This window comes from Altericroceibacterium indicum (assembly GCF_009828105.1).
Classification (GTDB): domain Bacteria; phylum Pseudomonadota; class Alphaproteobacteria; order Sphingomonadales; family Sphingomonadaceae; genus Altericroceibacterium; species Altericroceibacterium indicum.
The window spans coordinates 119,363-144,152 of the sequence record NZ_WTYQ01000004.1; the positions used below are offsets into that span (position 1 = coordinate 119,363).

Sequence of the window (24,790 nt, forward strand, 5' to 3'; positions counted from 1 at the left end):
ATGAGGGCCGGAGGCGTAAAAGGCTGTCTGGCCACTCTTGCAGGTGCGCTGTTTCTCTTTGGGTGCGGGCAAGTGGTCCCACCCTCACAGCAGGTGCCGCCCAAGCCACCTATCCCGCCTACTGCGGTTGAGGCTGGTGTGGCGGCAGGGCCGCCGATTGCTTCTCTCAAACTGACGAAAGAAAAGGCCGCAAGCGCATTGCGGTCTTTTGTTGAGAGCTGCCCGGTGCTTTTGCGCCGGCAGGATGCCAGTGGTCTGACCCAAGCTGCTGACTGGCAACCTGCCTGTGATGCGGCCCCATCTGTTTCGCCAGACGGTGCTGTGGGGTTCTTCCAGACCTATTTTGAAACTGTCCGCGTCTATGATGGCGCAGCCTATGTTACTGGCTATTACGAGCCGGAAATAGCGGGTGTCCGACAGCGCCAGCCGGGTTTTGATGTGCCCGTCTATGCTCTGCCAGATGATCTTGTACGGCGTTGGAGTGACGACGTTCCGCAGAGCGAACGGGTCGGGCGGCCGCCGCTGGCGCGGATTGATGAGAGCGGGAAAGTCGTCCCCTATTATACGCGCGCCGAAATTGAAGATGGGGCTTTGGCCAATCGCGGGTTGGAAATCGCTTGGGTGGCCGACCCGGTTGAATTTTTCTTCCTCCAGATTCAAGGTTCGGGCCGCATTCGGACACCGGATGGCGCGATCATTCGCATCGGCTATGCCGGGCAGAATGGCTGGCCCTATACTGGTATCGGTTCGGTGATGCGTGAGAGAGGGTTGTTTGGCACGGGTCCGGGCCAATATCCCGCCTCCATGCAGGGCATCATGCAATATTTACGCGAACACCCGCGTGAAGGCGATGCGCTGATGCGGATGAATGCCAGTTGGGTTTTCTTTCGCGAATTGACGGGCGATGGCCCGCTCGGTGCACTTGGTGTCCCGGTTCGCCCGCAGGCTTCTGTCGCAGCAGACCCGAAATATGTGCCATTGGGCGCGCCGGTTTTCCTCAAGACCGACCGGAAAGAAGTCAATCACCTGTGGATTGCTCAGGATACAGGCGGTGCGATCAAGGGGCCAAACCGGCTCGATTCCTTCTGGGGAGCAGGTGATTATGCGCGGGAAATCGCCGGCGGGATGAGCGCGCGGGGTGAAGCTCTGGTGCTTGTGCCCGTGGGAACACTGGCCAAATTGCAAGCCCGATGAAACCACCGCGCGGCCTGAGCGAAGAGGAAGCAGCGCTGTGGGCGCGTGTCACGGCCAGCGTTGAGCCCATGCACCGTGCTGCGCCGCCTAAAGGCAAAGCGGTTGCCATGCCCAAAGCCACCAGCCCGACGCGGCCGGTAAAGAGCCAAACCGCGCCAGCCTCCCGGCCAATATGGCCACCTGCTCCGGGGCAAGATTTCCAGCCCAGGAAATCATCCACACCGGCAGTCAAAGTCGTCAGCCCACCGCCACCCAAATTCGGGGAAGGGTTGGATTCGACTTGGGAAAAGAAATTGTCCCGCACCGGCGTTGCTCCCGATTTCACGCTCGACCTTCATGGTCATACTCTCGATGCAGCGCATCAGCGTCTCGAATGGGGGCTTGCACAAGCAAAAGCGATGGGCGCGCGGGTGGTGCTCGTCGTCACCGGCAAGCCCCGCAATGCAGAAGCGGCCGACCGCGCTGATCGTCGCGGAGCAATCCGGGCAAAAATTCTCGATTGGCTGGCATCAGGGACCCATGCCTCCGACATTGCTGCCATACGAAATGCGCACCGGCGCCATGGTGGCTCCGGTGCGCTTTATGTCATCCTGCGAAGGCGGCGTTAGGCCGCCTTCAGATCATCTTAGGTTCCTTTTGGGTGCCTTCAGGCCACGCTCAGTGCTTCTCTGGCAGCCTTCTGGGCCGCCTGCGCGATGTCTTCAGGCGCTTCATTGCGGATCAGGAAGTCGAATGCCGACAAGCCAGCCTTGGCCCCTTCGCCCATCGCAATCACGATCTGCTTGTAAGGAACCGTGGTCGCGTCACCTGCGGCAAAGATGCCCGGAATATTGGTTGCAGCCTTATGATCGATTTCAATCTCGCCAAATTTGGTGAGATCGATCCCGGAATCGCGCAGCCATTCGGTGTTGGGGACAAGGCCGATCTGAACAAAAACACCTTCAAGATCAACGGTTTTCAGCTCATTGGTGTTGCGGTCCTTATAAACCAGACCGTTAACCTTCTCGCCGTCGCCGGTAATTTCCGTCGTCGCCGCAGAGGTGAAGACATCGACATTCTTCATTGACCGCAGCTTCTTTTGAAGCACCTCATCAGCGCGCAATTCGTCGCCAAATTCGATCACCGTGACATGCGCCACGATGTTTGCGAGATCGATTGCCGCTTCAACACCGGAATTGCCGCCGCCAATCACCGCAACACGCTTGCCTTTATACAATGGGCCATCGCAATGCGGGCAATAAGCGACGCCCTTATTGGCATATTCGGCTTCGCCAGGAACACCCAGTTGGCGCCAGCGTGCACCGGTGGTGAGGATCACGCTACGGGCCTTGAGCGTGCCGCCATTTTCGAACACGACTTCATGATAACCGCCTGTTTTAGAAGCCGGAATGAGCTTTTCGGCAGTTTGGAGGTTGATCACGTCAATGTCATATTCGCCCACATGGGCTTCCAGTGCCGCAGCCAGTTTGGGGCCTTCGGTATAGGGTACGGAGATCAGATTTTCGATCGCCATAGTGTCCAGAACCTGCCCGCCAAAACGCTGCGCTGCAATTGTGGTCGAAAACCCCTTGCGCGCTGTATAGATCGCCGCGCCCGCACCGGCTGGCCCACCGCCAACAATCAGCACTTCAACGGGCGCTTTGCCGTTCAATTTTTCAGCCGCACGAGCGCCCGCATTGCTGTCGAGCTTGGCGATAATTTCTTCGGCATTCATCCGGCCATTGGCGAAGCTGGCGCCATTCATGAAGACAGCGGGCACAGCCATCACCTTGCGGCTTTCCACTTCCTCCTGGAAAGCACCGCCTTCAATCAGGGTTGCTGTTACCTCCTTGTTGTTCAGCGCCATCAGCGTGAGGGCCTGCACAACATCGGGGCAGTTCTGGCATGAAAGTGAGAAATACATCTCAAAATCATAGGAACCCTCCAGCGCGCGGATCTGCTCAATCACCTCGTCCGGGACTTTCGGTGGATGTCCGCCAGCCCATAGGAGAGCGAGAACCAGTGAGGTAAATTCATGACCCAGTGGCAAGCCAGCAAAGCGCACAGCAGCGTCATGGTCTGACGCGCGGCGGATCAGAAAGCTGGGCTTGCGGGCATCATCGCCATCAAACCGGGCGGTGACCTTGTCATTCAACTCGGCAATTTCGTTCAGTAATTCGCGGGTTTCAGCCGATTTCGCATCGTCGCCAAGTGAGGCGACGAGCTCGATCGGCTCGCGCAGATTACCGAGATATTGCTGGAGCTGTTGCTTCATATTGGCGTCGAGCATGGCAAATTCCTTGAATTTAGAAACAAAAACGGCCCGGGGCAAAGGGGGTGCCCCGAGCCGTCCTGCGACCCGCTAAGGGCGGGTTAAACGGGGCTTAGATCTTGCCAACGAGGTCAAGCGAAGGGGCAAGCGTGTCGCTGCCTTCTTCCCATTTGGCTGGGCAGACCTGACCAGGATTGGCGCGGATATATTGCGCAGCCTTCACCTTGCGGACCAGTTCCTTGGCGTTACGACCAACGCCTTCGCTGGTGATTTCCATCACCTGGATCACACCTTCTGGATCGACCAGGAAAGTTGCGCGGTCAGCGAGACCCATTTCTTCACGCAGAACGCCGAAATTGTTCGAAATGGTGTGAAGCTGGTCGCCAAGCATCGGGAACTGGATCTTGGAGATCTTGTCCGATGTGTCATGCCATGCCTTGTGGCTGAAATGCGTGTCGGTGGAGATGCTGTAAACTTCGACGTCCATACCCTTGAGCGTTTCATATTGCTCAGCCATATCTTCGAGCTCTGTCGGGCAGACAAAGGTGAAATCGGCAGGATAGAAAAAGAAGATGGACCATTTGCCCTTCACGTCTTCGTCAGTAACGTCGAAGAAATCTTTGCCAACCTGATATGCAGTGGCTTTGAACGGCTTAATCGTGCTTCCGATGATACCCATCTATAATGCTCCGTTTGGTATTGAACTCGTCTGAGCAACAGATAGGGCAGGTGCATGGTTCCTGCCAATGAGGAGTATCGATTGGTTTGATTGAGTAAATCAATCAGTCGATTTTGATCGAAATCACCGATTACAGCTTGATGACAGTCGCAAGCGCCTGAGAAGCTGGGAAAAGCTCAGGAAACGGGTGCAAAATGCTGGTAAATCGCAGCGTTGGAATGTTTAACTGCATTGTGCGCGGTGGAGCATTTTATGGTCTGCCAGTACAAGGGCCATCATTGCTTCCACGACCGGAACGCCGCGAATGCCAACACAAGGGTCATGCCGGCCTTTGGTGGCCAGCTCAGTCGCTTCGCCTGAGCGGGTAATAGTGGGTTGTGGAATCAGAATCGAACTGGTTGGCTTGAAGGCGATTCGCACCACAACTGGCTGTCCGGTGGAGATACCGCCTGCAATACCGCCTGCATGGTTGGCGAGAAATTCCGTGCCATCAGCGCCGGGTCGCATCGGGTCGGCATTTTCTTCGCCGCGCAAGCGCGCTGCATTGAAGCCTTCACCGATTTCAACACCCTTGACCGCATTGATGCCCATCATGCCCGCTGCCAGATCAGCGTCCAGTTTGGCATAAAGCGGCGCACCCCACCCAGCAGGAACGCCCGTGGCAACGCATTCCACCACTGCGCCCAAAGAGGAGCCATCCTTGCGGGCATTGTCGACGAGCGCTTCCCAGCGCCGGGCAGCGGCTGCATCAGGGCAAAAGAATGGATTATTGGCGATCTCGCCAGCGTCGAAATTGGCCGGATCGATAGCGTCACCGCCAATCTCCGAAACATAGGCCATGATCGTGACTTCTGGAATAACGAGCCGTGCCACGGCGCCAGCGGCCACACGTGATGCAGTTTCACGGGCAGAACTGCGCCCGCCACCACGATAATCTCGAAAGCCATATTTGGCGTCATAGGCGTAATCAGCATGCCCAGGGCGATATGCTTTGGCGACTTCGGAATAGTCCTTTGAGCGCTGATCGGTGTTTTCGATCATCAGGCTGATCGGTGTTCCGGTGGTTTTGCCTTCGAATACGCCGCTCAGGATTTTGACCAGATCGGCTTCGCGCCTTTGCGTGGTGAACTTGTTCTGGCCCGGCTTTCTGGCATCGAGAAAGGGCTGGAGAGCTTCTTCACTGATCGCAAGGCCCGGGGGGCACCCATCCACCACAGCGCCAATGGCTGGCCCGTGGCTTTCGCCCCAGGTGGTGAATCGAAAAATGCGGCCAAAGGAGTTCATGCTCATGGAAGCTGCTCATGCTGCAAGAGTGGAGCTGTGTCCATATTGCACTGGCCAAAAGGCAAGCAATCAGGCAGGAACAAAACATGATTGCGAAGCTGAAAGGGCGGCTGGACGATACCGGTATCGATTGGGCGGTGATAGACGTTCAGGGTGTTGGCTATCTGGTCCATTGCTCGAACCGAACATTATCTGCACTGGGTGAGAAGGGCGAAGCCTGCACGGTTTTTACGCATCTTCAGGTGAGCGAGACTGATATGCGCCTGATCGGTTTTGGCAGCGCCGCTGAGCGGGACTGGTTCAAGTTGCTCACCAATGTTCAAGGGGTGGGGAGCAAGGTCGCACTGGCGATTCTCTCTGCCTTGTCGACAGAAGAATTACAGACCGCTTGCGCCAATCAGGATGCGGCTCAAATTGCGCGGGCGAATGGTGTCGGGCCGAAGCTTGCCACCAGGATCGTGAATGAATTGAAGGATAAGGCTGGCGCATTGCCGACCGTTTCCGGGGTAACACTTCCCAGCGGCGGCATGTCTCCAACAAGTGGCGTAAGCGCAGATGCCGTGTCTGCTTTGCAGAATCTTGGCTTCAAGCCTGCCATTGCCGCAAATGCCGTGGCCAAGGCACAAGCCGATCTCGGTGAGGGGGCTGATCTGAACGCGCTTGTCCGTCTGGCATTGAAGAAAGCTGCTGGATGACTGACAGGGTAAACCTCACATCAGAACGGCAGCCGGAAGATCAGGATGCTGCACTGCGTCCAAAAAGCCTGCGCGAATTTATCGGGCAGGAAGCGGCACGCGGCAATCTGCAAGTGTTTATCGAAAGCGCCCGTTCGCGCGGTGAAGCGATGGACCACACATTGTTTTTTGGTCCTCCTGGCCTTGGTAAGACGACGCTTGCACAGATTGTTGCCAAGGAACTGGGTGTTGGCTTTCGCGCCACCTCTGGCCCGGTCATCGCTAAGGCTGGCGACCTGGCCGCTTTGCTGACTAATCTTGAATCCGGCGATGTATTGTTCATTGATGAAATTCATCGCCTCAACCCCGTGGTTGAAGAAGTGCTTTACCCCGCGATGGAGGATCGCGCGCTCGATCTGATTATCGGGGAGGGGCCATCTGCCCGTTCGGTCCGGATCGATTTGCCGCCATTCACACTGATCGGCGCGACTACGCGGCAAGGCCTGCTGACCACGCCTCTGCGTGACCGATTCGGTATTCCCGTGCGGCTGATCTTTTATACAGAAGACGAACTGACACTGGTGGTGACGCGCGGTGCGCGGCTGCTGGGGATGCAGATTGATGATGCAGGCGCTCGGGAAATCGCCCGCCGCGCCCGAGGCACGCCGCGCGTCGCAGGCCGATTGCTACGCCGGGTGAGAGACTTTGCCCATGTAGCGGGTGGAAAAAAGGTGACCGCAGAGATTGCCGACCATGCACTCAACCGGCTGGAAGTGGACGGGCTGGGCCTTGATGCCATGGATAGGCGCTATCTGATGATGATCGCCGATATTTACAAAGGCGGGCCAGTGGGGGTGGAAACGCTGGCTGCTGGCCTTGCTGAACCGCGCGATACGGTCGAGGATGTTGTTGAACCTTTTCTTATTCAACTCGGCTTGGTTGCTCGCACAGCACGTGGGCGGTGCCTGAATGACAGAGGGTGGCGACACATCGGGCTGACCCCACCAAGCGGAGAACAGGTCAGCTTGTTTGATACCCCGGGAAACTGAGATTTTAACTAGTTTGATGACCTGATAAGGTTAATTGATTCTTTCCATATTAGTGCCGGACTGGGACAGGTGGCCGTAAACCTATGTGAAGATGGAATTTTGCTATTATTTTGTAAAGTCGAATTGGTTAACGGCGTTGCATTGATCACGGAATGGACGATCTTGCGATGTTAAGTGCCTGATTGCATCTGCAGTTTGCACTTGGGGAGTGAGATAGTCGAATGTCTGTACGTATGGCCCTAGCAAAACTGGCTGCTGTTGCGGCAGGTGGCGCTTTGATTGGCGGTGGGGCTGTACATGTTGCAGAACCTCAAGCGGCCACGCTGACTTCAACCAAACATCTCAAATCAGCCAAGAGCATGCGTGCCCCGAACAAGACTGTGAAACGTGCAAGGCGTGCGGTTCCCCCGCGTATCGTTCCTGCTTTGCCTGAAGAACCGCGGATTCGGCGTGCGATTGCCCGCAGGCCGGAAGTCATTCCATTGCCGCCTCTGCCTCCGCAACCGGCTATCACCAGCTCAAGTGGCGGCATTCCAGCAGTCATAGGTGGCTCCAGTAGCAGTGGTGGCTATACCGGATCTTCTGGCGGGTTTTTCGGTGGTTATTTCGGTAGCAGTGGCTCAAGCGGCGGTAATGTTGTTGTGACATCGACCACTACAGGCGGCGTCTCTACTTCGACATCAAGTTCCAGCGGTGTCTCGACCTCTACTGGCGGTGTTTCCACCTCGACCGGTGGTGTATCAACATCAACCGGTGGCGTATCAACGTCCACCGGTGGCGTATCAACGTCCACTGGTGGTGTTTCTACTTCAACTGGAGGCGTGAGCACTTCGACCAGCACGAGTAGCTCTACATCTTCCAGCTCCAGCAGTTCGAGCAGCTCCAGTAGTAGTTCTTCTTCAAGCTCCAGCAGCAGTTCATCATCTAGCACCAGCACATCGTCGGGCGGCTCTTCGGGCTCAACGACATCCGGTGATCCTGGCGATCCCGGTACGCCTGTACCCGCTCCTCCTGTTATGTTGCTATTTGGTGCCGGTGCGGCACTCATTTTTGCGCGCCGACGTAAGGTGCCTGAGCAGCAACAGGTTTCCGCGTAATTTTAGTCGCGATACAACAAATCACTTCCCTCAGGTGATGCAAGGCGGCCTCGAAAGAGGTCGCCTTTTCTTTGTCTGCATCTTCGTTGCTCGTGCCGGATGCTCAAAGAAAAGGGCTCTACCTTTCGGCAGAGCCCTCAACTTTTAGCATGTTTTCAGCAGGCCTCAGGCAGCGAGGTTGCGGAGCACATATTGGAGGATACCGCCATTGCGGTAATATTCCATTTCGTTGGCCGTATCGATCCGGCACTTGGCAGTGAAGCTGAAGGTCTCACCATTGGCGCGGGTAACTTCAACTTCGACATCCTGTGACGGGGTCAGCGTTGCAAGGCCCTTGATGGTAAACTGATCGTCACCTGTCAGGCCCAGCGTTTCGCGTGTGTCACCAGCTGCGAATTGCAGTGGAAGAACACCCATACCGACGAGGTTGGATCGGTGAATACGCTCGTAGCTTTCGGTGATGACTGCGCGCACGCCCAGTAGGATGGTACCTTTGGCAGCCCAGTCACGGCTGGAACCTGTGCCATATTCCTTACCAGCGATAACGACGAGTGGATTGCCATCAGCTTTATGCTTCATAGCAGCGTCGTAAATCGCCATGGTTTCGCCCTTATACTGGGTGAAGCCACCTTCGACGCCGGGGACCATTTCGTTCTTGATACGAATGTTGGCGAAGGTGCCGCGCATCATCACTTCATGGTTGCCGCGGCGTGAGCCGTAGGAGTTGAAGTCCTTCTTTTCGACACCGTGTTCGAGAAGGTAACGGCCAGCGGGCGAATCTTCCTTGATCGAACCGGCAGGCGAAATGTGGTCGGTGGTGACCGAATCGCCCAAAATTGCGAGCGGCTTAGCACCTTCAATATCTTCGATGGCGGCTGGCGTCATGCCCATGCCTTCAAAGTAAGGCGGGTTGGCTACGTAGGTAGAGCCAGCCTGCCACTGATAGGTGTCAGACCCGGTAACATTGATGGCCTGCCAATGTTCATCGCCCTTATAGACGTCAGCATAACGGCTTTCGAACATGCTGCGATTGATCGAGCTGTTACGCAGATCGTTCACTTCGAGGTTCGTAGGCCAGATGTCCTTGAGGAAAACGTCCTTGCCTTCCTTGTCCTGACCGATCGGGGTAGTGGTGATGTCTTCTGTCACCGTACCCTTTAGCGCATAGGCGACGACAAGCGGCGGCGATGCGAGAAAGTTGGCGCGAACGTCTGGCGATACCCGGCCTTCAAAGTTGCGGTTGCCCGACAAAACAGACGCCGCAACGATGTCGTTATTGTTGATTGCCTGACTGATCGGTTCAGCAAGCGGGCCGGAGTTACCGATGCAGGTCGTGCAGCCATAGCCTACCAGATCGAAGCCGATGGCGTTCAGATCGTCTTGCAGGCCGGACTTGATGAGGTAGTCAGTCACAACCTTGGAGCCGGGCGCAAGCGATGTCTTGACCCATGGCTTTGGCATCAGGCCCTTTTCATGCGCCTTTTTGGCCACGAGCCCGGCAGCAATGAGAACGTCAGGGTTGGATGTGTTTGTGCAAGAAGTGATAGCTGCGATCACAACATCGCCATCACCTACATCATGGCTCTTGCCGTCTACAGCAACGCGCTGGGGCTTGTCCTTGCCGTAAAGCGTCTTGAGGTCTGAATTGAACAGCTCATCCACTTCCGGCAGAATAACCTTGTCCTGCGGGCGCTTGGGGCCTGCGAGCGATGGCACCACACTGGCCATGTCGAGGTCGAGGGTTTTTGTAAAGACCGGTTCATTGTCTGGTGTGAACCACATGCCCTGTTCCTTGGCATAGGCTTCCACCAAAGCGATGCTGTCTTCGCTGCGGCCGGTGAGACGCAGATATTCGATGGTTTTTTCATCAATGCCGAAGAAGCCGCAAGTCGCGCCATATTCCGGTGCCATATTGGCGATGGTGGCACGGTCAGCAAGGCTGAGTGCCGAAACGCCAGGGCCATAGAATTCAACGAAACTGCCAACCACGCCAACTTCGCGCAGCATTTGCACGCAGGTGAGCACGAGATCGGTTGCGGTGACGCCTTCAGCTAATTCGCCAGTCAGCTTGAAGCCAACGACTTCGGGAACCAGCATCGAAATTGGCTGACCCAGCATGGCCGCTTCAGCTTCAATACCGCCAACGCCCCAGCCCAAAACACCGAGGCCATTAACCATCGTTGTATGGCTATCCGTACCGACGCAAGTGTCAGGATAGGCAACGGTTTCACCATTGGCATCTTCGCTGGACCAGATGCCCTGCGCGATGTGCTCGAGGTTCACCTGATGGCAAATGCCTGTGCCCGGAGGAACAGCCTTGAAGTTTTCAAGGCTCTTGGCGCCCCATTTCAGGAAGTCATAGCGCTCTGCATTGCGCTCATATTCCATTTCCATATTGTGTTCGAAAGCCTTGGGGTGGCCGAATTCGTCCACCATGACCGAGTGATCGATCACAAGGTTCACAGGAACCTGCGGGTTGATCTTGGCCGTGTCGCCGCCAAGCTTGGAAATGGCATCGCGCATGGCGGCCAGATCGACAACGCAAGGCACGCCGGTGAAATCCTGAAGCAAAACCCGGGCTGGGCGATATTGAATTTCGTTGCCGGTTTTGGGGTTCTTCTGCCAATCTGCGAGAGCCTGGATATCTTCACGCGAAACGGTGAAACCATCATCTTCAAACCGCAGCAGGTTTTCGAGGAGCACTTTCATGGAGAAAGGCAAACGGCTGACATCGCCGATTTTTTCCGCTGCTTTCTTGAGCGAATAATATGCGATGGACTTGCCGCCCACCTCCATGGTGCTACGCGTATCAAGCGAGTTTTTGCCGACCTGAGTCATCTATGCGCTATCCTTCCTGAATGAAGCCGCTGATCGCCCTCGGGGAAAGGGCTTGAATTTTGTCCCGGCAGTTGCGCGCTCAAACGCGCAAGGTCAAGGGGCTCACTACATGGAACACACGGCGCGGCGCGTGGTTTCATTTCTGTGAATGGGTTGGGGTGACATAAATGAATCTCAGTGGGGCGGAGATTGGCGGGCTACGCAAACAGGAGCCGCTCCATGTCATCCCAATCGCGCTAGCGCTTATTCTGGCTGCATTTGCAGGAGGTGGACTTGGGTTGATCTGGAACTCTGCGACAGTGGAATCATCGAAAACCCTTGAATCAGAAGGTAAAAATGATTCTTCTGAGGACGGCGCTGAAGGTACAGCAAGCGAGAATCGATAGCGACGCAAGGTCATCGGCCGCTGGTGATTCAGCGGACAGTCAGCCCCGATAGTGAATATAGAAGCAGATCAGGAAGCGTATTGTATGACATAATGGAATGGAGCGCTTTTCTGCCAGCACTGCCTCTCCTGAATGTGAACAGGGCATTTGATAAATGAATTTTTCTGTAAAGTTTTCACTCCTGACAGTCGCAACGCTGTCGATTCCGGTTTCTGCCGTCGCGCAAGAGGATTTGACCCGGCAGGTTCCGCAGACTGCGCCTCCTGCAACTGTGTCTAATCCTGTGATTCAGGCGGTGCCCGGAATTACCTTTGAACAGCCAAAGCCGGTGATTGAGGAATGGAGCAAGAAAGATGCAAAAGCTTTACTGACTTTTATTGAAGGGGTCGGAGCGGACGGTCTTGATCCAGCAGAATATCGGCCTGACGATCTTCGTCAGGCGCTAGCAGACGGTACGGTCAATGTTAGTCAGAATGTCGATGATTGGTCTGACCTGGATGCGACTGGTGAAGAGCTGAGCCTTAGCGAAGTGGCCAGTCAAAGCTTCACATGGCTGGTCGAAGATCTGCGCGATGGTCGCACCCCTATGGAAGATCGCAAACAGTGGTTTGTCATCGATTCTGATCCAGACTTCTACCCTACCAGTGACTTGATGACTGAAGCTCTCCAGCAACATGATGTGGCTGGAGTTCTGAAATCTCTCAATCCGACGCATCCCGATTATGCAGTGCTCAAGCAGGCGCTGGCCAATACGCCCAAGACAGAAACCAAGAAACGTAAACTGATCCGCGCGAATATGGACCGGTGGCGTTGGCTGCCGCGCGATCTTGGGACGCAATATCTGATTACCAATGTTCCGGAATATCAGCTTCGTCTGACAGTGAATAACAAGATCATTCGAACCTATAAAACTGTGGTCGGAAAGCCTGGACGAACGGCCACACCGCAACTGGCTGAAGTGGTGGAAGGCGTTGTCTTTAATCCCACCTGGACCGTCCCGCAGAGCATTGTGAAAGGTGAGGGGCTGGGGCAAAAAGTTCTCAACAACCCCACATGGGCCGCCAATGCGGGGTATAAGGCCACGAAAAGCGAAAATGGCTTCATTAATGTCGTGCAGCAGCCGGGGCCGGGCAATTCGCTTGGTATGATGAAGCTCGACATGCCGAATGAACATGCCATTTTCCTCCATGACACGCCGGCGAAGAATTATTTCAATCGTGATCAGCGCGCGCTGAGCCATGGTTGCATCCGTACGGAGCGGGCGCTGGAACTGGCGATCACGATGGCGATTTTGGGCGATGGTGTCAGTAAAGATGACGCGGTGGCCATTTCAAAATCGGGTGAATATACGAAGGTCGCGCTGAAAAAGACGATGCCTGTTTATATCACCTATTTCACCATGGCGACCGACATCGACGGAAAGCTTCGCACCTTCGATGACATTTATGATCGCGATGCGCCCGTGCTGGCTAGTTTTGACCAACCGCGCGAACGGAATCGGACGCGGGTGACGGATGAAGAAGTTGTGCCGATCGAAGATCCCGGCCTCTAATGGCAGGTGATCTCAGGTTTCTATCGGGGGAGATGGCGGTACGGAGCCATCTCCTTCGAGATTGAGCTGATCGGCAAACAGAAGTCTGCCGCCAGACAAATGCCACAGAGCTTCACGGAAATCGTCCGGGCTCATGGCAAAGCATCCATTGGAGCGGCCAAGCCGCCCCCAACGGGCAACATGTTCCGGCGTGGCATAGCTTGCCGGATGCATGACAATCGCACGGGGGAGGGCGTTGGAATTGCTATCATCCAGCCCGCCCAGCCTGATTGAAGTGCCATAGCGGCCCTTATACCATTCCCAAGTCACATAAGCGCCCCGGCTGGTGCTGTTGGAGCCTTCCACATTGGAAAATGTGTTGAGGTAGCCATCATGTTCTGGGTCAGAGCCGGTACCATGGGCCACCAGGAAGGAGCGGACCGTTCCTTGTTCAAGATTGGCGAAATGGAAACGCGGGCGGGAAGAGTGTGCGCTAAAATCTGCAATTCCGGCGATGTCCCGGCGCCACAAGACAGGGCCTGCCTTTTCGATTTCTCGCTTGGCGATTTCCATAATCCGGGTTTCGCGAGCATCGAGCAGGGAGGCCTGCGCAGCGACACGAAGAGGTAAAGCGATGGTGCCAGCAGCAAGTGCAGCACCACCGATAAATTTTCGCCTGTTGAACTGTGCGACCATACTCACTCTTCTAGGTGGTAATCGGGTTAAATACCATCGCCCGGCGACCATTTGCCGAAGCTGAACACCTTCTCAGCCTATAGCTGAACCGATGCTTGACTGGATATGCCCCAATTAATCCTTGCGTCCCAGAATGCTGAAGTTTGTTCAGGCAACGATTCCGGCAGGTACAGGGTCGCTTTTGCCTTCATCCGATGTAGCAGCTTCGATCTCTGCGGCTTTGGTTTCGACAAGCTCTACGATGTGATCGAGCATATCATCGCTTTGCACATGATGATCGGTGACGCCTGACAGGTACACCATGTGTTTGCCATTCCCGCCGCCGGTGATTCCAATGTCGGTTTCACGCGCTTCGCCGGGGCCATTGACCACGCAGCCCAAAATCGAAAGCGAGAGCGGGGTCTTGATATGTTGCAAGCGTTCTTCAAGCAGGGTGACTGTCTTGATGACGTCAAAACCCTGCCGCGAACATGATGGACAGGACACAACCCGGACACCGCGTGTGCGAAGCCCCAAGGCTTTGAGCATTTCAAAGCCGACGCGAACTTCCTGTTCAGGCTCGGCCGAAAGTGAAACGCGCAAAGTGTCGCCAATGCCGGACCACAGCAGGTTACCCATGCCGATGGAACTCTTAACCGTCCCGCCGATCAAGCCACCTGCTTCAGTAATGCCGAGATGAAGCGGGCAGTCCACAGCTTCTGCCAGACCCATATAGGCGGCAACGGCCAGAAATACGTCGCTGGCTTTTACCGCGACTTTAAATTCGTGAAAATCATGATCCTGCAAAAGTTTGATGTGATCCATCGCACTCTCGACGAGGGCTTCCGGGCAAGGCTCGCCATATTTTTCCAGCAGGTGACGTTCAAGGCTTCCGCCATTGACGCCAATACGGATCGCGCAGCCATTGGCTTTGGCAGCACGGACCACTTCGGCAACGCGGTCGCTCCCACCAATATTGCCGGGATTGATCCGGAGACAGGCAGCACCGGCATCGGCTGCTTCCAGTGCGCGCTTATAATGGAAATGGATATCGGCCACGAGCGGCACTTCTGCTGCTCTCGCAATTTCCCGGAATGCTGCTGTACTGTCCGTATCCGGGCAGGAAACGCGGATAATATCAGCGCCCGCTTCTTCACACCGGCGAATCTGATCAATGGTCGCCTTGACGTCAGGCGTCGGCGTGTTGGTCATGGTTTGCACCGTAATCGGCGCATCACCGCCGACAGGCACTCTACCGACCATTATCTGGCGGCTCTTGCGGCGCTCAATATCGCGCCATGGGCGTATGGAAGACATGGGCGATCTATAGACCAGTGTGATGAAAGGCGAAAGGCATTGCAGAAGGCGGCCCGTTTATTTCCAACGAGCGAACTTACTTGCAGTGCAATGGTGCCGGGAGAAAGCTCACCCGCGCTGGCATAGAAAATGTTTCAAGCGCGGGTGTGAGGTTAATTCTCGATCACATCCAACCCGTCATCATCACGCTTTTTTTCTGCCAGCGGGTCGGGCTTAGGCGTATCATCATTGAAGAGTACGCTTTCCGTTTCGGTAGCGGCTTTTGATTTGGGAATTTCTCCTGATTCGATAGCCTTTGCCTCAGTAGAAGCGTTTGGCTGTGACATCATTGCGCCAGAAGTCAGCCCTTGAGAATCTTCATCATCGGTGGCCGCTGGAAGCATCCAGCTTGCTGATAGCAGCACCACTGCCAACACAACGCTGATGATCAGTACCCAGCGCATTACATTGGGCGTTGAGCCGCCGCGTGCTTCATCCGTACTGACGTGAACTTCATCTCCATTACGATCCATTTTCAGACATTCCCCTAGTTCTATGCGGCTATTATTAGCTCTGCATTGAACTAGGGTGTGCCTGTAAAAAGGGGCGAAGAAAAGAGTTTAGTCGCGGAGCAATTCATTGATGCCCGTTTTGGAACGCGTTTGCGCATCCACTGTCTTGACGATGACCGCACAATAGAGCGACGGGCCAGGCGTGCCATCTGCCAGTGGCTTGCCTGGCAGTGCGCCGGGGACAACCACGGCATATGGTGGGACTTCACCGATATGCACTTCACCGGTTTTACGATCGACGATTTTGGTTGAGGCCCCAAGATAGACACCCATGGAAAGCACAGCGCCTTCGCCAATACGGACGCCCTCAGCCACTTCCGAACGTGCACCGATGAAGGCGCCGTCACCGATGATGACCGGGTCAGCCTGAAGCGGTTCAAGTACGCCGCCGATTCCTGCGCCACCGGAAATATGCACATTTTTGCCGATCTGCGCGCAACTGCCGACGGTTGCCCAAGTGTCGATCATAGTGCCTTCATCGATGAAAGCGCCAATGTTTGTGAAGCTTGGCATCAACACAACGCCCTTGGCAACGTGGCTGCCACGGCGAACTACAGCGCCCGGAACGGCGCGGAATCCAGCTTCACGGAAGCGGGCATCGTCCCAATCGGCAAACTTGGTTGGAACTTTGTCAAACCAGGGGCCGGGTGTCGAATCGTCTGCCGCAGAACCCATCACGACATTGTCGTTCAGGCGAAAAGACAGCAGAACAGCTTTTTTTAGCCACTGATTAACGGTCCATCCGCCATTTCCGTCTGGCTCTGCGACACGCGCTTTACCGCTATCGAGAAGTGTAAGAGTCTCCTCGACGATTTTGTGAACATTCTTGTCGGCCGGTGTAATCTCTGCACGGCGTTCCCAAGCAGATTCGATTGAGCTTTGTAGTTCTGAAGACATGATGATGCGATTCTCCGGCGCGTTTTATTGGATTGATCCACAATTGCCTGCGCGACTAGCCGCAACACTTCCCTGCGGCAAGTCACTACCCTGACGGAGCAGTGCCTAACGGTGAGCTAAAACATAGCTCAAATGAACCTTGGTTTTATGCCTCTCGCGGCCATTGCGTAATGGAGCTGGATTATCGTTAACGCTATGTTTGCCTTTTAAGTGAAAGGTAATCTCGTCGCAGTCGCACGTTAAGATGCTGTCTCAAGTGATTGTTAATAAAAATAATAAAGGTCGCAGGTGTAATCATGCTCAAAAAGAAGCTCATCCACGGAGGGGCGGCAATAGCCGCAGTAACTTTGCTTTCCGCTTGTGGCGGCGGTGGTGGAGGTGATATATCGTCGACCCCTCCGCCGACTTCAGTCCCTCCTCCGACACCTACACCTGGGCCAACGCCTACCCCCACACCGACGCCAAGCCCAACACCAGTTCCATCTCCCACGCCAACGCCTACCCCCAGCCCAACACCAACACCCAGCCCAACTCCCACACCATCACCGGCCCCTGTGAATTATGACACAGCAGAATTTCGTCGTTCCGATGGGCCTGGGCAGCACAACGCTCCGGCAGCATGGTCCGTTGGAGCTACAGGAGCCGGGGTGACGGTTGCAGTCATCGATAGCGGGATTGATGTTGATAGCCGTGAATTCGCTGGTCGCATTTCCTCCAAATCTGTCGATATTTATCAGGACCAGACCAATCGAGGTTTCAATGATGAGGATGGCCATGGCACGCATGTATCGATGATCGCGGCGGCAGCGCGAGACGATTATGGTATTTTGGGCATGGCGTGGAACGCCACGGTGATGGCGATCCGTTCAGACCGTCCCGGAAGCTGCACAGAAAGCGGGCCTGCGAGCCTGTCCAGTGGTTGTGCCTTTGAAGACGGCAAAGTCGCAGAGGCTGTCAATTATGCCACCAATAATGGTGCTAAAGTCATCAACATTTCACTCAGCGGTGGGGCGGCAGGTACAGCTCTTCGCAGTGCTGTTCAAAATGCTGTCAATTCCGGTGTTCTGGTAGTTGTGGCTTCAGGCAATGACGGTGCGGCCCAACCTTCAGGCTATGCAACGTCACTTGACAATGCCGCCGCTGGCGGTGTGCTGGTTGTCGGTTCTGTAGATGAAAACGGTCAAATTTCTGACTTTAGCAATAAGGCCGGCGCTAATGGCGAAAACTTTTTGACGGCGCGAGGCGAGAATGTCTGCTGCGTCTACGAAAATGGTGCGATCTATCAGTCTTTGGGGAGTGTGTTCCTGTTGAACGGAACAAGCTTTGCCGCGCCGCAAGTTGCGGGGGCGGCAGCATTGTTGGCACAAGCTTTCCCTTCGCTCACGGGACGGCAGATTGCTGAAATCCTGATCGAATCAGCGACAGATGCAGGCGCTACAGGACGCGATAATGTCTATGGCGAAGGCATATTGAATCTCACCAAAGCATTCGAGCCGGCTGGCACCACAAGCCTTGCTGGAAGCGGCCAGGCGCTGGCGCTCACCGATATTGTAGGTGTTGGTTCACCGGCGATGGGCGATGCTCTGGGGGCAACATCATTAAGCGCCATAGTACTTGATAAGTATCAGCGGGCTTATAACGTCGAATTGGGTAGTAATCTGCGTGGGGCAGGGGTCGCAGAAAGGCTCTATGGCGCACTGGTTGGCGAGCAGCGGCAAGCGGCAATGTCTTCTGATGTGGCGTCTGTCGCGTTCACAATTGATGCGCGAGGGGCTTATGGCGAATTGCCTCGGCTGGCGGCGCTGCGTTTGCCGAATGAAGATGCTGAGCGGGCACGGATTTTGGCCGCACGTGTGGCATACCGCATTTCACCCAATACACAGTTTGGCTTCGCTTTTGCTCAAGGTGCCGACGGTCTGGTTGCACAATTGCAGGGGCAGAGCCGCCCAGCCTTTATGATTGCAACTTCGGCAGATGCGGGTGAAGCGGGATTGCAACGTAAGGACATGTCCTTTGCATTTCGTCGTCAATTCAAAGGCTGGGGTTTGACCGCGAAAGCAGAAAGTGGCCATGTGGTGAGCCGTTCGCGCGAGAAGGTTAACGGAATATGGGGCCGTGATCAGGATCGCAGCAAGGCGCAAACTTTGGGTTTGGCGGTAGATCGGGCGATTGATAATTGGACAATCTCTGTAGGCGCGGAATGGCTTCAGGAAGAAAGAACGTTTCTTGGCGGCAGATTCCACGATTCCTTTGGTATTAGGGGCACCAATACAGCCTTTCTTGATGCAGAAGCGGCTTGGAGTTTTGCACGCAATTGGCGTTTTGGTGCATCCATTCGCAACGGTTGGAGCAAAGCGTCGGCCGGTGATTCCGTTAGTGCGGGCTCGCAATTGCGGAGTCAGGCTTGGTCAATGGATATCGAGCGTTGGGGTGTTTTCGGTCGTGATGACCGGCTTGCCTTCCGCATTGCGCAGCCATTGAGGGTTAGCAGTGGCGGGCTGAAACTGGAATTACCAGTATCCTATGATTACGATACTTTAAGCCCCGTATATGGCATTCGTGAAATCTCACTGGCCCCTGAAGGGCGTGAAATTATGGGAGAGATGGCTTGGCGCGGTGCCTTTATGAGAGGCTATGCCGCAGCAAGTGTATATTACCGGCATGAGCCTGGTCATTATGCCAACCTACCCGCCGATAAAGGTATCGCTTTTCGCTGGAGCACTGACTTCTAAAAGCTAAACTGCATCCGGAGCGGTCAGTGTGCGAACAAAATTGACCAGCCCGGTCTGCCGGGACCGACGCATCCGCTCAGCATCGAGAATCGTGCGAACCTTTTCGAAGCACGCTTCAATATCGTCATTGATGACCACGTAATCATAGCCATCCCAATGGCTGATTTCCGCACGGGCACGGTCCATGCGCTTGGTGATGACGTCTTCGCTATCGGTCCCGCGTGAGCGCAGGCGATTCTCTAAGATGTCGATGGCGGGGGGTAGGAGGAAGATACGAACCACATCTGCCCCGGCGCGCTGATAGAGCTGCTGTGCCCCCTGCCAGTCCACATCGAATAGAAAGTCGCGGCCCTTTTCCAGACCTTCCATAATGTCGGAACGCGGAGTGCCGTAACAATTGCCGAAGACTTCGGCATATTCGAGAAAGGCATCTTGTTCTTCGAGTTGATCGAATGTGGCGCGGTCAACGAAGTGATAGTCTTTCCCGTCCACTTCTCCCGGCCGCATCTCTCGCGTGGTTACAGAAACTGACATTTGCAGATTGTGATGCGATTCAAGGAGCTTGCGTGCGATTGTCGTCTTGCCTGCACCCGAAGGTGAGGAGAGGATCAGCAGCAAACCTCTGCGATAGTGTGGTTCTGTATGGGCCATGTGCGCTGTTGGCGCATGACATGGCCCAAAATCAAGCCCTGTAACGCCAATCAGCTCTTCTTCTTGTCATCCAGCAAAGACTTGTCCCCCTCGCGCAAAGCTTTGCGGCGGCTGAGTGAACGGTCGAGCAGAGCTTTGGCTGTGAGGCCGCCACCAACAATCAGCATGCCTGGGAGGGAGCGAGTCGCGATACGCGCGATGAGGGCGGATGAAATGGTTTCCCCTAGCGAGCGTTCATCCATGATCGCCCGGCGCTCCTCCTTGGAGTAACGGGTTTTGAGCAGATTTTTTTCAATTCCCAGCCTTAATAGGCGCGCACCTGCGCGGGTGGCTATATCTGCAATGAGTATATTTGTTGCAGGGTTAGTGCTGGGGCCGGGGACCGTTTTTTCGTTGGAGCCATCCATCGCCAGCCGTTTGCGCATACCCATCGGGCGTTTGCGCTTCTTCAGTTCGGCTTTGCCTTGCGCTGTTATGCGCGAAATTGGCGATTTCCCCATGTGATCCTTGCCCCGTTGCAGCGACGTGCCTGCATCCGGGGCAGGAACGTCTGGTTACTTCTTGCGGCCAAAATCGACCGTGACGACATTAGAGCCATCATCGGAAGTAATGTCTGGGCCGTCTGCCTGTTCCGCGCCGTCATACGATCCGTCATTTTCGGCATCGTCATGTTGATCAAGTGTGTCGTCTGGCACTTCTGCTTGAAATTGCAGGCCAAAGTCGACGGCAGGATCAACAAAAGCGGTGATCGCAGAGAAGGGGACTGTCAGGGCAGAGGGTATCTGATTGAAGCTGAGTCCAACCGAGAACCCATCGTCATCGACGAGCAGATCCCAGAACTTGTTCTGCAGAACAATCGTCATTTCATCAGGAAAACGCTCCTGCAAATGCCGAGGGATCGAGACGCCGGGAGCCTGCGTCTTGAAAGTAATATAGAAGTGGTGATTGCCGGGAAGCTGGCTGCCGTTCTTCTGGACTTCTCCCAGAACGCGGCCAACTACGGCGCGCAGGGCTTCCTGTACGATCTCGTCATAGGGGATCTGGCTGTCTGGCGTATTGTCGCTCATGGGCGCATGAGTGGCGATGACGAGCGACCCGGTCAAGCGTAAACAGATGCTGTGAGCGATTGATTCCCACAGTATCGTCCCTATAGGCCACATTATGCGTACTGCCAGAATAGCTCGCACAACCAGCGAAACCGACATCCTCGTCGAGATCAACCTCGACGGCACGGGAAAATATGACATTGAGACCGGGATCGGTTTCCTCGATCATATGATCGAGCAGTTTTCCCGGCACTCTCTGATTGACGTCACTCTCAAAGTGAACGGTGATCTCCATGTAGACCAGCACCATACGACTGAAGATAGCGCGCTGGCACTGGGTCAGGCGATTACGCAGGCGCTGGGTGATAAAGCCGGAATTGGCCGTTATGGCACTGCCTATTCACCGATGGATGAGACGCTGGCACGCGTGGCGCTTGATATTTCTGGCCGCCCCTATCTGGTGTGGAATGCAAAATTCACACAGGAAAAGCTGGGTGAACTCGATACCGAGTTGATCGATCACTGGTTCCATTCGATCTCGCAGACGGCTGGCATCACGCTGCATATCGAACGGCTATATGGTCAGAATAACCATCATATCTGCGAAGCCATTTTTAAAGGCTTTGCCCGTGCCATGCGCATGGCGGTGGAGGCCGACTCGCGCAAGCAAGGGGCAATTCCTTCCACCAAGGGCCAACTCGGGGGCTGAGGAAACATTATGGCTGAAGCACTCGCCCTCATTGATTACGGGGCCGGAAACCTTCACTCGGTTAATAATGCGCTGATTGCTGCCGGGGCACAGCATGTTGCGGTAACGGCGGACCCTGATCTGGTGCGCGGTGCGCGGCGAATTGTGTTACCGGGTGTTGGCTCTTTCAAGGCCTGTGCGGAAGGCCTGCGCGCCATTCCGGGTATGGAAGAGGCGTTGACTGAGCGCGTGGTGCGCGATGGTGTGCCGTTCCTCGGTATCTGCGTGGGCATGCAATTGCTGGCGACACGCGGGCTGGAACACGGTGTAACGCCAGGCCTTGGCTGGATTGCCGGGGATGTAGTGCCAATTGAACGCACCGACCCTGCAATCAAGGTGCCGCATATGGGCTGGAATGATGTGTCGCTCATGCCACACCATGATGGCGCTGAATTGTTGGAGGGAGGGGAGGCTTACTTTCTCCATTCCTATCATTTTGAACCTGAAAGTGGCCAGGATATTGCCGCCATGACTGATCATGGCGGCGGCCTCGTGGCTGCTATCGCACGTGACAATATGCTTGGGGTGCAATTCCACCCCGAAAAGAGCCAGGCGTTTGGCCTGTCATTGCTTGGCCGTTTTCTGGAGTGGATGCCATGATCGTCTTTCCCGCCATTGATCTCAAAGGGGGGCAGGTGGTTCGCCTGGCCGAAGGCGATATGGATCGCGCCACTGTCTATGGTGACAACCCTGCAGCGCAAGCGCAATTGTTCGCCGATGCAGGCTCTATGCATCTGCATGTGGTCGATCTTGATGGTGCCTTTGCGGGTGAAAGCCGTAATCGCGAAGCGGTTGAAGCCATTGTGGAGAGCTTCCCTGGCCATGTGCAATTGGGCGGTGGTATCCGTTCGCCTGAAGCGGTGGAAGGCTGGTTCAACCTAGGCGTCAGCCGCATCGTTATTGGCAGCGCAGCGCTGACCGATCCGCAATTTGTCAAAGACATGGCGCGTGAATGGGAAAATGGCATTGTCGTGGCTGTTGATGCCCGCGATGGCATGGTCGCAACCGAAGGCTGGGCCAAGATTTCCGATATTCCCGCAGCCGATATGGCACGCCGCTTTGAAGATGCCGGTGTTGCCAGTCTCCTGTTTACCGACATTGGCCGCGATGGATTGCTGAAAGGCTGCAACATCGATGCAACGGTCGAACTTGCTCGGCAGACCAACATGCCTGTGATTGCGAGTGGAGGAGTAAAGGGGCTGGACGACATCAGACTCCTCGCACTTCACGCAGAAGATGGCATCGAGGGCGTCATTACTGGCCGTGCATTATATGATGGCCGTCTCGATCTGGCGGCTGCTTTGCAAATGGCAGAACGGGCATGACAGTTCGGGTCCGCGTCATTCCATGCCTTGATGTGGCCGATGGCCGCGTGGTGAAGGGCGTCAATTTCGTTGATCTCAAAGATGCGGGTGATCCGGTTGAGCAGGCGCAGGCCTATGACAAGGCTGGGGCGGATGAGCTGTGCTTTCTCGACATTTCCGCCACTCATGAAGGTCGTGGCACTCTGCTCGACATCGTGCAGCGAACCGCGAAAGTATGCTTCATGCCGCTGACGGTGGGTGGGGGCGTGCGTTCGGTCGAGGATGCAAGGGCGCTCCTATTGGCCGGGGCAGACAAGGTGGCGGTGAATTCTGCCGCGGTTGATCGTCCCGAAGTTGTCAAAGATATCGCTGAAAAGATGGGCAACCAATGTGTGGTGGCATCTGTCGATGCACGCCGTGCAGGGGAGGGCTGGGAAATCTTCACTCATGGCGGCCGCCGTGCGACCGGCATTGATGCGATCGAACATGCGAAGAAACTGGCTGCTCTGGGGGCAGGCGAATTGTTGGTTACATCGATGGATGGAGACGGCACCCAGAAAGGTTACGACCTTGCATTAACTCGGGCCATTGCTGACAATGTGGGCATTCCGGTTGTGGCCAGTGGCGGTGTTGGCAATCTTCAGCATCTGGTTGACGGGGTGAAGGAAGGCCATGCCAGCGCGGTTCTCGCGGCGTCGATCTTCCATTTCGGTACTTACAGTATCGCTGATGCCCATGGAGCCTTACGGGCGGCGGGCATACCGGCGCGTGGTTCCTAAAACCTAGGTAAAATACTAGGTGTTGCTAACGAATTGCGCTAAGCAACAAAAGTTTGCTGAGCAAAATTCGCTTTGTTTGATCTGAATATGTGGAACGTTTCCATCAAGAATATCCCTGCCTTTCTGGTTGTCTGTAGCATGTTGTTCGTAGCCAGTCCCGCATGGGCCAGTGGCGCGCAAGTGCCAGAAGCGTCTAACCTTTTGATCTTTGCGCTGGGGGTTTTTGGTGTGGTCATCGGTCGACGCCTGTCACGGCGGCCGAAGCAGAAAGACCCGCATGATGATAAGCCTGACGAGTAGGGTCGCGCTTGGCTCTCAGTGCTTGACGATCCCTGCGCTTTGCTTCCATTGCAACAGCTATGGATATGCTGAATCGCCTCGAAGAGACTATTGCCGAACGACGCAAAGCGTCCCCCGATGCAAGCTATGTCGCCAAGCTGCATGATCGCGGGCTCCCTGTTATTGCGCGTAAGTTCGGGGAGGAGGCGGTGGAAGCCGTTGTCGCGGCCCTGTCGGAAGACCGTCAGGAACTGGTTGGTGAAGCAGCGGACGTTCTGTTTCACCTGCTCGTGATGCTTGGTGCGAGGGATGTGACGCTCTCAGATGTGATGGCAGAACTGGAACGGCGTGAAGGTACATCCGGGATTGTTGAAAAAGCGTCGAGGAGTGCCTGATGCCGATTGATGCAACGCTGCCTTACGATGATGAAAACATCTTCGCCAAAATCCTCCGTGGGGAAATCCCCTCAAAGAAGGTCTATGAGGATGAGTGGGCTTATGCCTTCCATGACATAGCTCCTCAGGCCCCTTTGCATATTCTGGTGATCCCCAAGGGACGATACGTCAGTTGGGATGACTTCAGCGCCAAGGCCAGCGCAGATGAGATTGCAGGCTTTGTCAGGGCTGTGGGCACAATTGCACGGGACCATGATCTGGTCGAGCCGGGCTATCGATTGCTTGGCAATGTGGGCGCTGATGGCGGGCAGGAAGTGCCCCATCTTCATGTTCATTTGTTTGGCGGCAAGCCGCTTGGGCGGATGATTTCCGCCTGAAGACGGCCTCCTTTCTGGAAAACGCAAGCATTTTATCGCTTTAGTGGCGCAACCTG

At 55.4% G+C, this 24,790-nt stretch carries 25 protein-coding genes; 13 read left to right on the forward strand and 12 right to left on the reverse strand.

The features are described 5' to 3' along the window. Together mltA and GRI39_RS11420 are read left to right on the forward strand one after the other, a co-directional pair. Nucleotides 1–1,194 carry a murein transglycosylase A gene (gene mltA / locus GRI39_RS11415; RefSeq protein ID WP_211371574.1) on the forward strand — a complete coding sequence of 398 codons (1,194 nt, stop codon included), beginning with the start codon at nt 1–3 and terminating at the stop codon, nt 1,192–1,194. Next, nucleotides 1,191–1,802: a Smr/MutS family protein gene (locus GRI39_RS11420; RefSeq protein WP_160739855.1), complete on the forward strand. Its 612-nt coding sequence runs from the start codon at nt 1,191–1,193 to the stop codon at nt 1,800–1,802. The genes mltA and GRI39_RS11420 overlap by 4 nt, the downstream gene beginning before the upstream one ends. Nucleotides 1,803–1,840: 38 nt before the next feature. Here GRI39_RS11420 and ahpF read toward each other — a convergent pair whose 3' ends face one another. The 3 genes from ahpF to aroC form a co-directional block, all read right to left on the reverse strand. Further along, a complete protein-coding gene (ahpF, locus tag GRI39_RS11425) occupies nt 1,841–3,463 on the reverse strand; it encodes an alkyl hydroperoxide reductase subunit F (protein ID WP_160739856.1) in 1,623 nt (540 codons plus the stop codon). A gap of 94 nt (nt 3,464–3,557) precedes the next feature. Further along, nucleotides 3,558–4,124, reverse strand: coding sequence for an alkyl hydroperoxide reductase subunit C (gene ahpC, locus GRI39_RS11430; protein WP_160739857.1), 567 nt, complete (start codon nt 4,122–4,124; stop codon nt 3,558–3,560). 222 nt (nt 4,125–4,346) lie between these two features. Beyond that, nucleotides 4,347–5,414 carry a chorismate synthase gene (aroC, locus tag GRI39_RS11435; protein WP_160739858.1) on the reverse strand — a complete coding sequence of 356 codons (1,068 nt, stop codon included), beginning with the start codon at nt 5,412–5,414 and terminating at the stop codon, nt 4,347–4,349. Nucleotides 5,415–5,494: 80 nt separating this feature from the next. Between aroC and ruvA the strand changes: the two genes are divergently transcribed. Continuing rightward, on the forward strand, nt 5,495–6,103 hold the full coding sequence (gene ruvA / locus GRI39_RS11440; RefSeq protein WP_160739859.1) for a Holliday junction branch migration protein RuvA: 609 nt from the start codon (nt 5,495–5,497) through the stop codon (nt 6,101–6,103). Continuing rightward, complete coding sequence (gene ruvB / locus GRI39_RS11445) at nt 6,100–7,131, forward strand: Holliday junction branch migration DNA helicase RuvB (RefSeq protein WP_160739860.1); 1,032 nt, start codon at nt 6,100–6,102, stop codon at nt 7,129–7,131. The genes ruvA and ruvB overlap by 4 nt, the downstream gene beginning before the upstream one ends. A 601-nt stretch (nt 7,132–7,732) precedes the next feature. Here the strand turns inward: ruvB and GRI39_RS11450 are convergent. Next, entirely contained in the window at nt 7,733–8,179 is a 447-nt protein-coding gene (locus GRI39_RS11450) for a hypothetical protein (protein WP_160739861.1), read from the reverse strand. Between the two features lie 214 nt (nt 8,180–8,393). Continuing rightward, the gene (gene acnA / locus GRI39_RS11455; RefSeq protein WP_160739862.1) at nt 8,394–11,066 is read right to left on the reverse strand and encodes an aconitate hydratase AcnA; all 2,673 of its coding nucleotides are present in this window, start codon (nt 11,064–11,066) and stop codon (nt 8,394–8,396) included. Nucleotides 11,067–11,606: 540 nt separating this feature from the next. On the opposite strand from acnA, the gene GRI39_RS11460 reads away from it, so the two are divergent. Beyond that, a complete protein-coding gene (locus tag GRI39_RS11460) occupies nt 11,607–13,004 on the forward strand; it encodes a L,D-transpeptidase family protein (RefSeq protein WP_160739863.1) in 1,398 nt (465 codons plus the stop codon). A gap of 12 nt (nt 13,005–13,016) precedes the next feature. Here GRI39_RS11460 and GRI39_RS11465 read toward each other — a convergent pair whose 3' ends face one another. The 4 genes from GRI39_RS11465 to dapD form a co-directional block, all read right to left on the reverse strand. After that, the gene (locus tag GRI39_RS11465; protein ID WP_160739864.1) at nt 13,017–13,679 is read right to left on the reverse strand and encodes a murein L,D-transpeptidase catalytic domain-containing protein; all 663 of its coding nucleotides are present in this window, start codon (nt 13,677–13,679) and stop codon (nt 13,017–13,019) included. Between the two features lie 147 nt (nt 13,680–13,826). Next, nucleotides 13,827–14,975, reverse strand: a complete 1,149-nt coding sequence (gene ispG, locus GRI39_RS11470) for a flavodoxin-dependent (E)-4-hydroxy-3-methylbut-2-enyl-diphosphate synthase (protein ID WP_160739865.1) — start codon at nt 14,973–14,975, stop codon at nt 13,827–13,829. A 152-nt stretch (nt 14,976–15,127) separates the two neighbouring features. Continuing rightward, entirely contained in the window at nt 15,128–15,487 is a 360-nt protein-coding gene (locus tag GRI39_RS14400) for a hypothetical protein (RefSeq protein ID WP_170324289.1), read from the reverse strand. Nucleotides 15,488–15,574: 87 nt separating this feature from the next. After that, nucleotides 15,575–16,423, reverse strand: coding sequence for a 2,3,4,5-tetrahydropyridine-2,6-dicarboxylate N-succinyltransferase (gene dapD, locus GRI39_RS11475; RefSeq protein WP_160739866.1), 849 nt, complete (start codon nt 16,421–16,423; stop codon nt 15,575–15,577). A 647-nt stretch (nt 16,424–17,070) separates the two neighbouring features. On the opposite strand from dapD, the gene GRI39_RS11480 reads away from it, so the two are divergent. Then, nucleotides 17,071–19,155 carry a S8 family serine peptidase gene (locus tag GRI39_RS11480; RefSeq protein ID WP_160739867.1) on the forward strand — a complete coding sequence of 695 codons (2,085 nt, stop codon included), beginning with the start codon at nt 17,071–17,073 and terminating at the stop codon, nt 19,153–19,155. Between the two features lie 3 nt (nt 19,156–19,158). Here GRI39_RS11480 and gmk read toward each other — a convergent pair whose 3' ends face one another. The 3 genes from gmk to GRI39_RS11495 are packed head-to-tail and all read right to left on the reverse strand — an operon-like array spanning nt 19,159 to nt 20,873. Continuing rightward, nucleotides 19,159–19,806 (reverse strand): guanylate kinase, encoded by a 648-nt coding sequence (gene gmk / locus GRI39_RS11485; RefSeq protein ID WP_160739868.1) that lies wholly within the window; start codon nt 19,804–19,806, stop codon nt 19,159–19,161. A 50-nt stretch (nt 19,807–19,856) separates the two neighbouring features. Continuing rightward, nucleotides 19,857–20,306 carry a hypothetical protein gene (locus GRI39_RS11490; protein ID WP_160739869.1) on the reverse strand — a complete coding sequence of 150 codons (450 nt, stop codon included), beginning with the start codon at nt 20,304–20,306 and terminating at the stop codon, nt 19,857–19,859. A 54-nt stretch (nt 20,307–20,360) separates the two neighbouring features. Then, nucleotides 20,361–20,873: an SspB family protein gene (locus tag GRI39_RS11495; protein WP_160740003.1), complete on the reverse strand. Its 513-nt coding sequence runs from the start codon at nt 20,871–20,873 to the stop codon at nt 20,361–20,363. A gap of 94 nt (nt 20,874–20,967) precedes the next feature. On the opposite strand from GRI39_RS11495, the gene hisB reads away from it, so the two are divergent. The 7 genes from hisB to GRI39_RS11530 all read left to right on the forward strand — a co-directional run bounded on the left by hisB (nt 20,968) and on the right by GRI39_RS11530 (nt 24,734). Beyond that, the gene (hisB, locus tag GRI39_RS11500) at nt 20,968–21,561 is read left to right on the forward strand and encodes an imidazoleglycerol-phosphate dehydratase HisB (protein ID WP_160739870.1); all 594 of its coding nucleotides are present in this window, start codon (nt 20,968–20,970) and stop codon (nt 21,559–21,561) included. Between the two features lie 9 nt (nt 21,562–21,570). After that, nucleotides 21,571–22,200 carry an imidazole glycerol phosphate synthase subunit HisH gene (gene hisH, locus GRI39_RS11505; protein WP_160739871.1) on the forward strand — a complete coding sequence of 210 codons (630 nt, stop codon included), beginning with the start codon at nt 21,571–21,573 and terminating at the stop codon, nt 22,198–22,200. Continuing rightward, complete coding sequence (hisA, locus tag GRI39_RS11510; RefSeq protein ID WP_160739872.1) at nt 22,197–22,925, forward strand: 1-(5-phosphoribosyl)-5-[(5-phosphoribosylamino)methylideneamino]imidazole-4-carboxamide isomerase; 729 nt, start codon at nt 22,197–22,199, stop codon at nt 22,923–22,925. The genes hisH and hisA overlap by 4 nt, the downstream gene beginning before the upstream one ends. Next, nucleotides 22,922–23,683 carry an imidazole glycerol phosphate synthase subunit HisF gene (gene hisF, locus GRI39_RS11515; protein ID WP_160739873.1) on the forward strand — a complete coding sequence of 254 codons (762 nt, stop codon included), beginning with the start codon at nt 22,922–22,924 and terminating at the stop codon, nt 23,681–23,683. Before hisA ends, hisF begins: the two co-directional genes overlap by 4 nt. Before the next feature lie 72 nt (nt 23,684–23,755). Next, nucleotides 23,756–23,983 (forward strand): PEP-CTERM sorting domain-containing protein, encoded by a 228-nt coding sequence (locus tag GRI39_RS11520; protein WP_160739874.1) that lies wholly within the window; start codon nt 23,756–23,758, stop codon nt 23,981–23,983. Nucleotides 23,984–24,042: 59 nt separating this feature from the next. Next, on the forward strand, nt 24,043–24,357 hold the full coding sequence (locus tag GRI39_RS11525; protein ID WP_160739875.1) for a phosphoribosyl-ATP diphosphatase: 315 nt from the start codon (nt 24,043–24,045) through the stop codon (nt 24,355–24,357). After that, entirely contained in the window at nt 24,357–24,734 is a 378-nt protein-coding gene (locus GRI39_RS11530; RefSeq protein WP_160739876.1) for a histidine triad nucleotide-binding protein, read from the forward strand. The genes GRI39_RS11525 and GRI39_RS11530 overlap by 1 nt, the downstream gene beginning before the upstream one ends. Nucleotides 24,735–24,790 lie beyond the last annotated feature (56 nt).

Coding starts and splice junctions, on each gene's coding strand:
- hisA (WP_160739872.1), top strand. CDS start 22,197: ATGATCGTCTTTCCCGCCATTGATCTCAAAGGGGGGCAGGTGGTTCGC.
- ruvB (WP_160739860.1), top strand. CDS start 6,100: ATGACTGACAGGGTAAACCTCACATCAGAACGGCAGCCGGAAGATCAG.
- GRI39_RS14400 (WP_170324289.1), bottom strand. CDS start 15,487: ATGGATCGTAATGGAGATGAAGTTCACGTCAGTACGGATGAAGCACGC.
- mltA (WP_211371574.1), top strand. CDS start 1: ATGAGGGCCGGAGGCGTAAAAGGCTGTCTGGCCACTCTTGCAGGTGCG.
- GRI39_RS11420 (WP_160739855.1), top strand. CDS start 1,191: ATGAAACCACCGCGCGGCCTGAGCGAAGAGGAAGCAGCGCTGTGGGCG.
- acnA (WP_160739862.1), bottom strand. CDS start 11,066: ATGACTCAGGTCGGCAAAAACTCGCTTGATACGCGTAGCACCATGGAG.
- gmk (WP_160739868.1), bottom strand. CDS start 19,806: ATGGCCCATACAGAACCACACTATCGCAGAGGTTTGCTGCTGATCCTC.
- GRI39_RS11460 (WP_160739863.1), top strand. CDS start 11,607: ATGAATTTTTCTGTAAAGTTTTCACTCCTGACAGTCGCAACGCTGTCG.
- GRI39_RS11490 (WP_160739869.1), bottom strand. CDS start 20,306: ATGGGGAAATCGCCAATTTCGCGCATAACAGCGCAAGGCAAAGCCGAA.
- ahpC (WP_160739857.1), bottom strand. CDS start 4,124: ATGGGTATCATCGGAAGCACGATTAAGCCGTTCAAAGCCACTGCATAT.
- hisF (WP_160739873.1), top strand. CDS start 22,922: ATGACAGTTCGGGTCCGCGTCATTCCATGCCTTGATGTGGCCGATGGC.
- GRI39_RS11530 (WP_160739876.1), top strand. CDS start 24,357: ATGCCGATTGATGCAACGCTGCCTTACGATGATGAAAACATCTTCGCC.
- dapD (WP_160739866.1), bottom strand. CDS start 16,423: ATGTCTTCAGAACTACAAAGCTCAATCGAATCTGCTTGGGAACGCCGT.
- GRI39_RS11465 (WP_160739864.1), bottom strand. CDS start 13,679: ATGGTCGCACAGTTCAACAGGCGAAAATTTATCGGTGGTGCTGCACTT.
- ahpF (WP_160739856.1), bottom strand. CDS start 3,463: ATGCTCGACGCCAATATGAAGCAACAGCTCCAGCAATATCTCGGTAAT.
- hisH (WP_160739871.1), top strand. CDS start 21,571: ATGGCTGAAGCACTCGCCCTCATTGATTACGGGGCCGGAAACCTTCAC.
- GRI39_RS11525 (WP_160739875.1), top strand. CDS start 24,043: ATGGATATGCTGAATCGCCTCGAAGAGACTATTGCCGAACGACGCAAA.
- GRI39_RS11495 (WP_160740003.1), bottom strand. CDS start 20,873: ATGAGCGACAATACGCCAGACAGCCAGATCCCCTATGACGAGATCGTA.
- ruvA (WP_160739859.1), top strand. CDS start 5,495: ATGATTGCGAAGCTGAAAGGGCGGCTGGACGATACCGGTATCGATTGG.
- GRI39_RS11450 (WP_160739861.1), bottom strand. CDS start 8,179: ATGAGTGCCGCACCGGCACCAAATAGCAACATAACAGGAGGAGCGGGT.
- ispG (WP_160739865.1), bottom strand. CDS start 14,975: ATGTCTTCCATACGCCCATGGCGCGATATTGAGCGCCGCAAGAGCCGC.
- aroC (WP_160739858.1), bottom strand. CDS start 5,414: ATGAGCATGAACTCCTTTGGCCGCATTTTTCGATTCACCACCTGGGGC.
- hisB (WP_160739870.1), top strand. CDS start 20,968: ATGCGTACTGCCAGAATAGCTCGCACAACCAGCGAAACCGACATCCTC.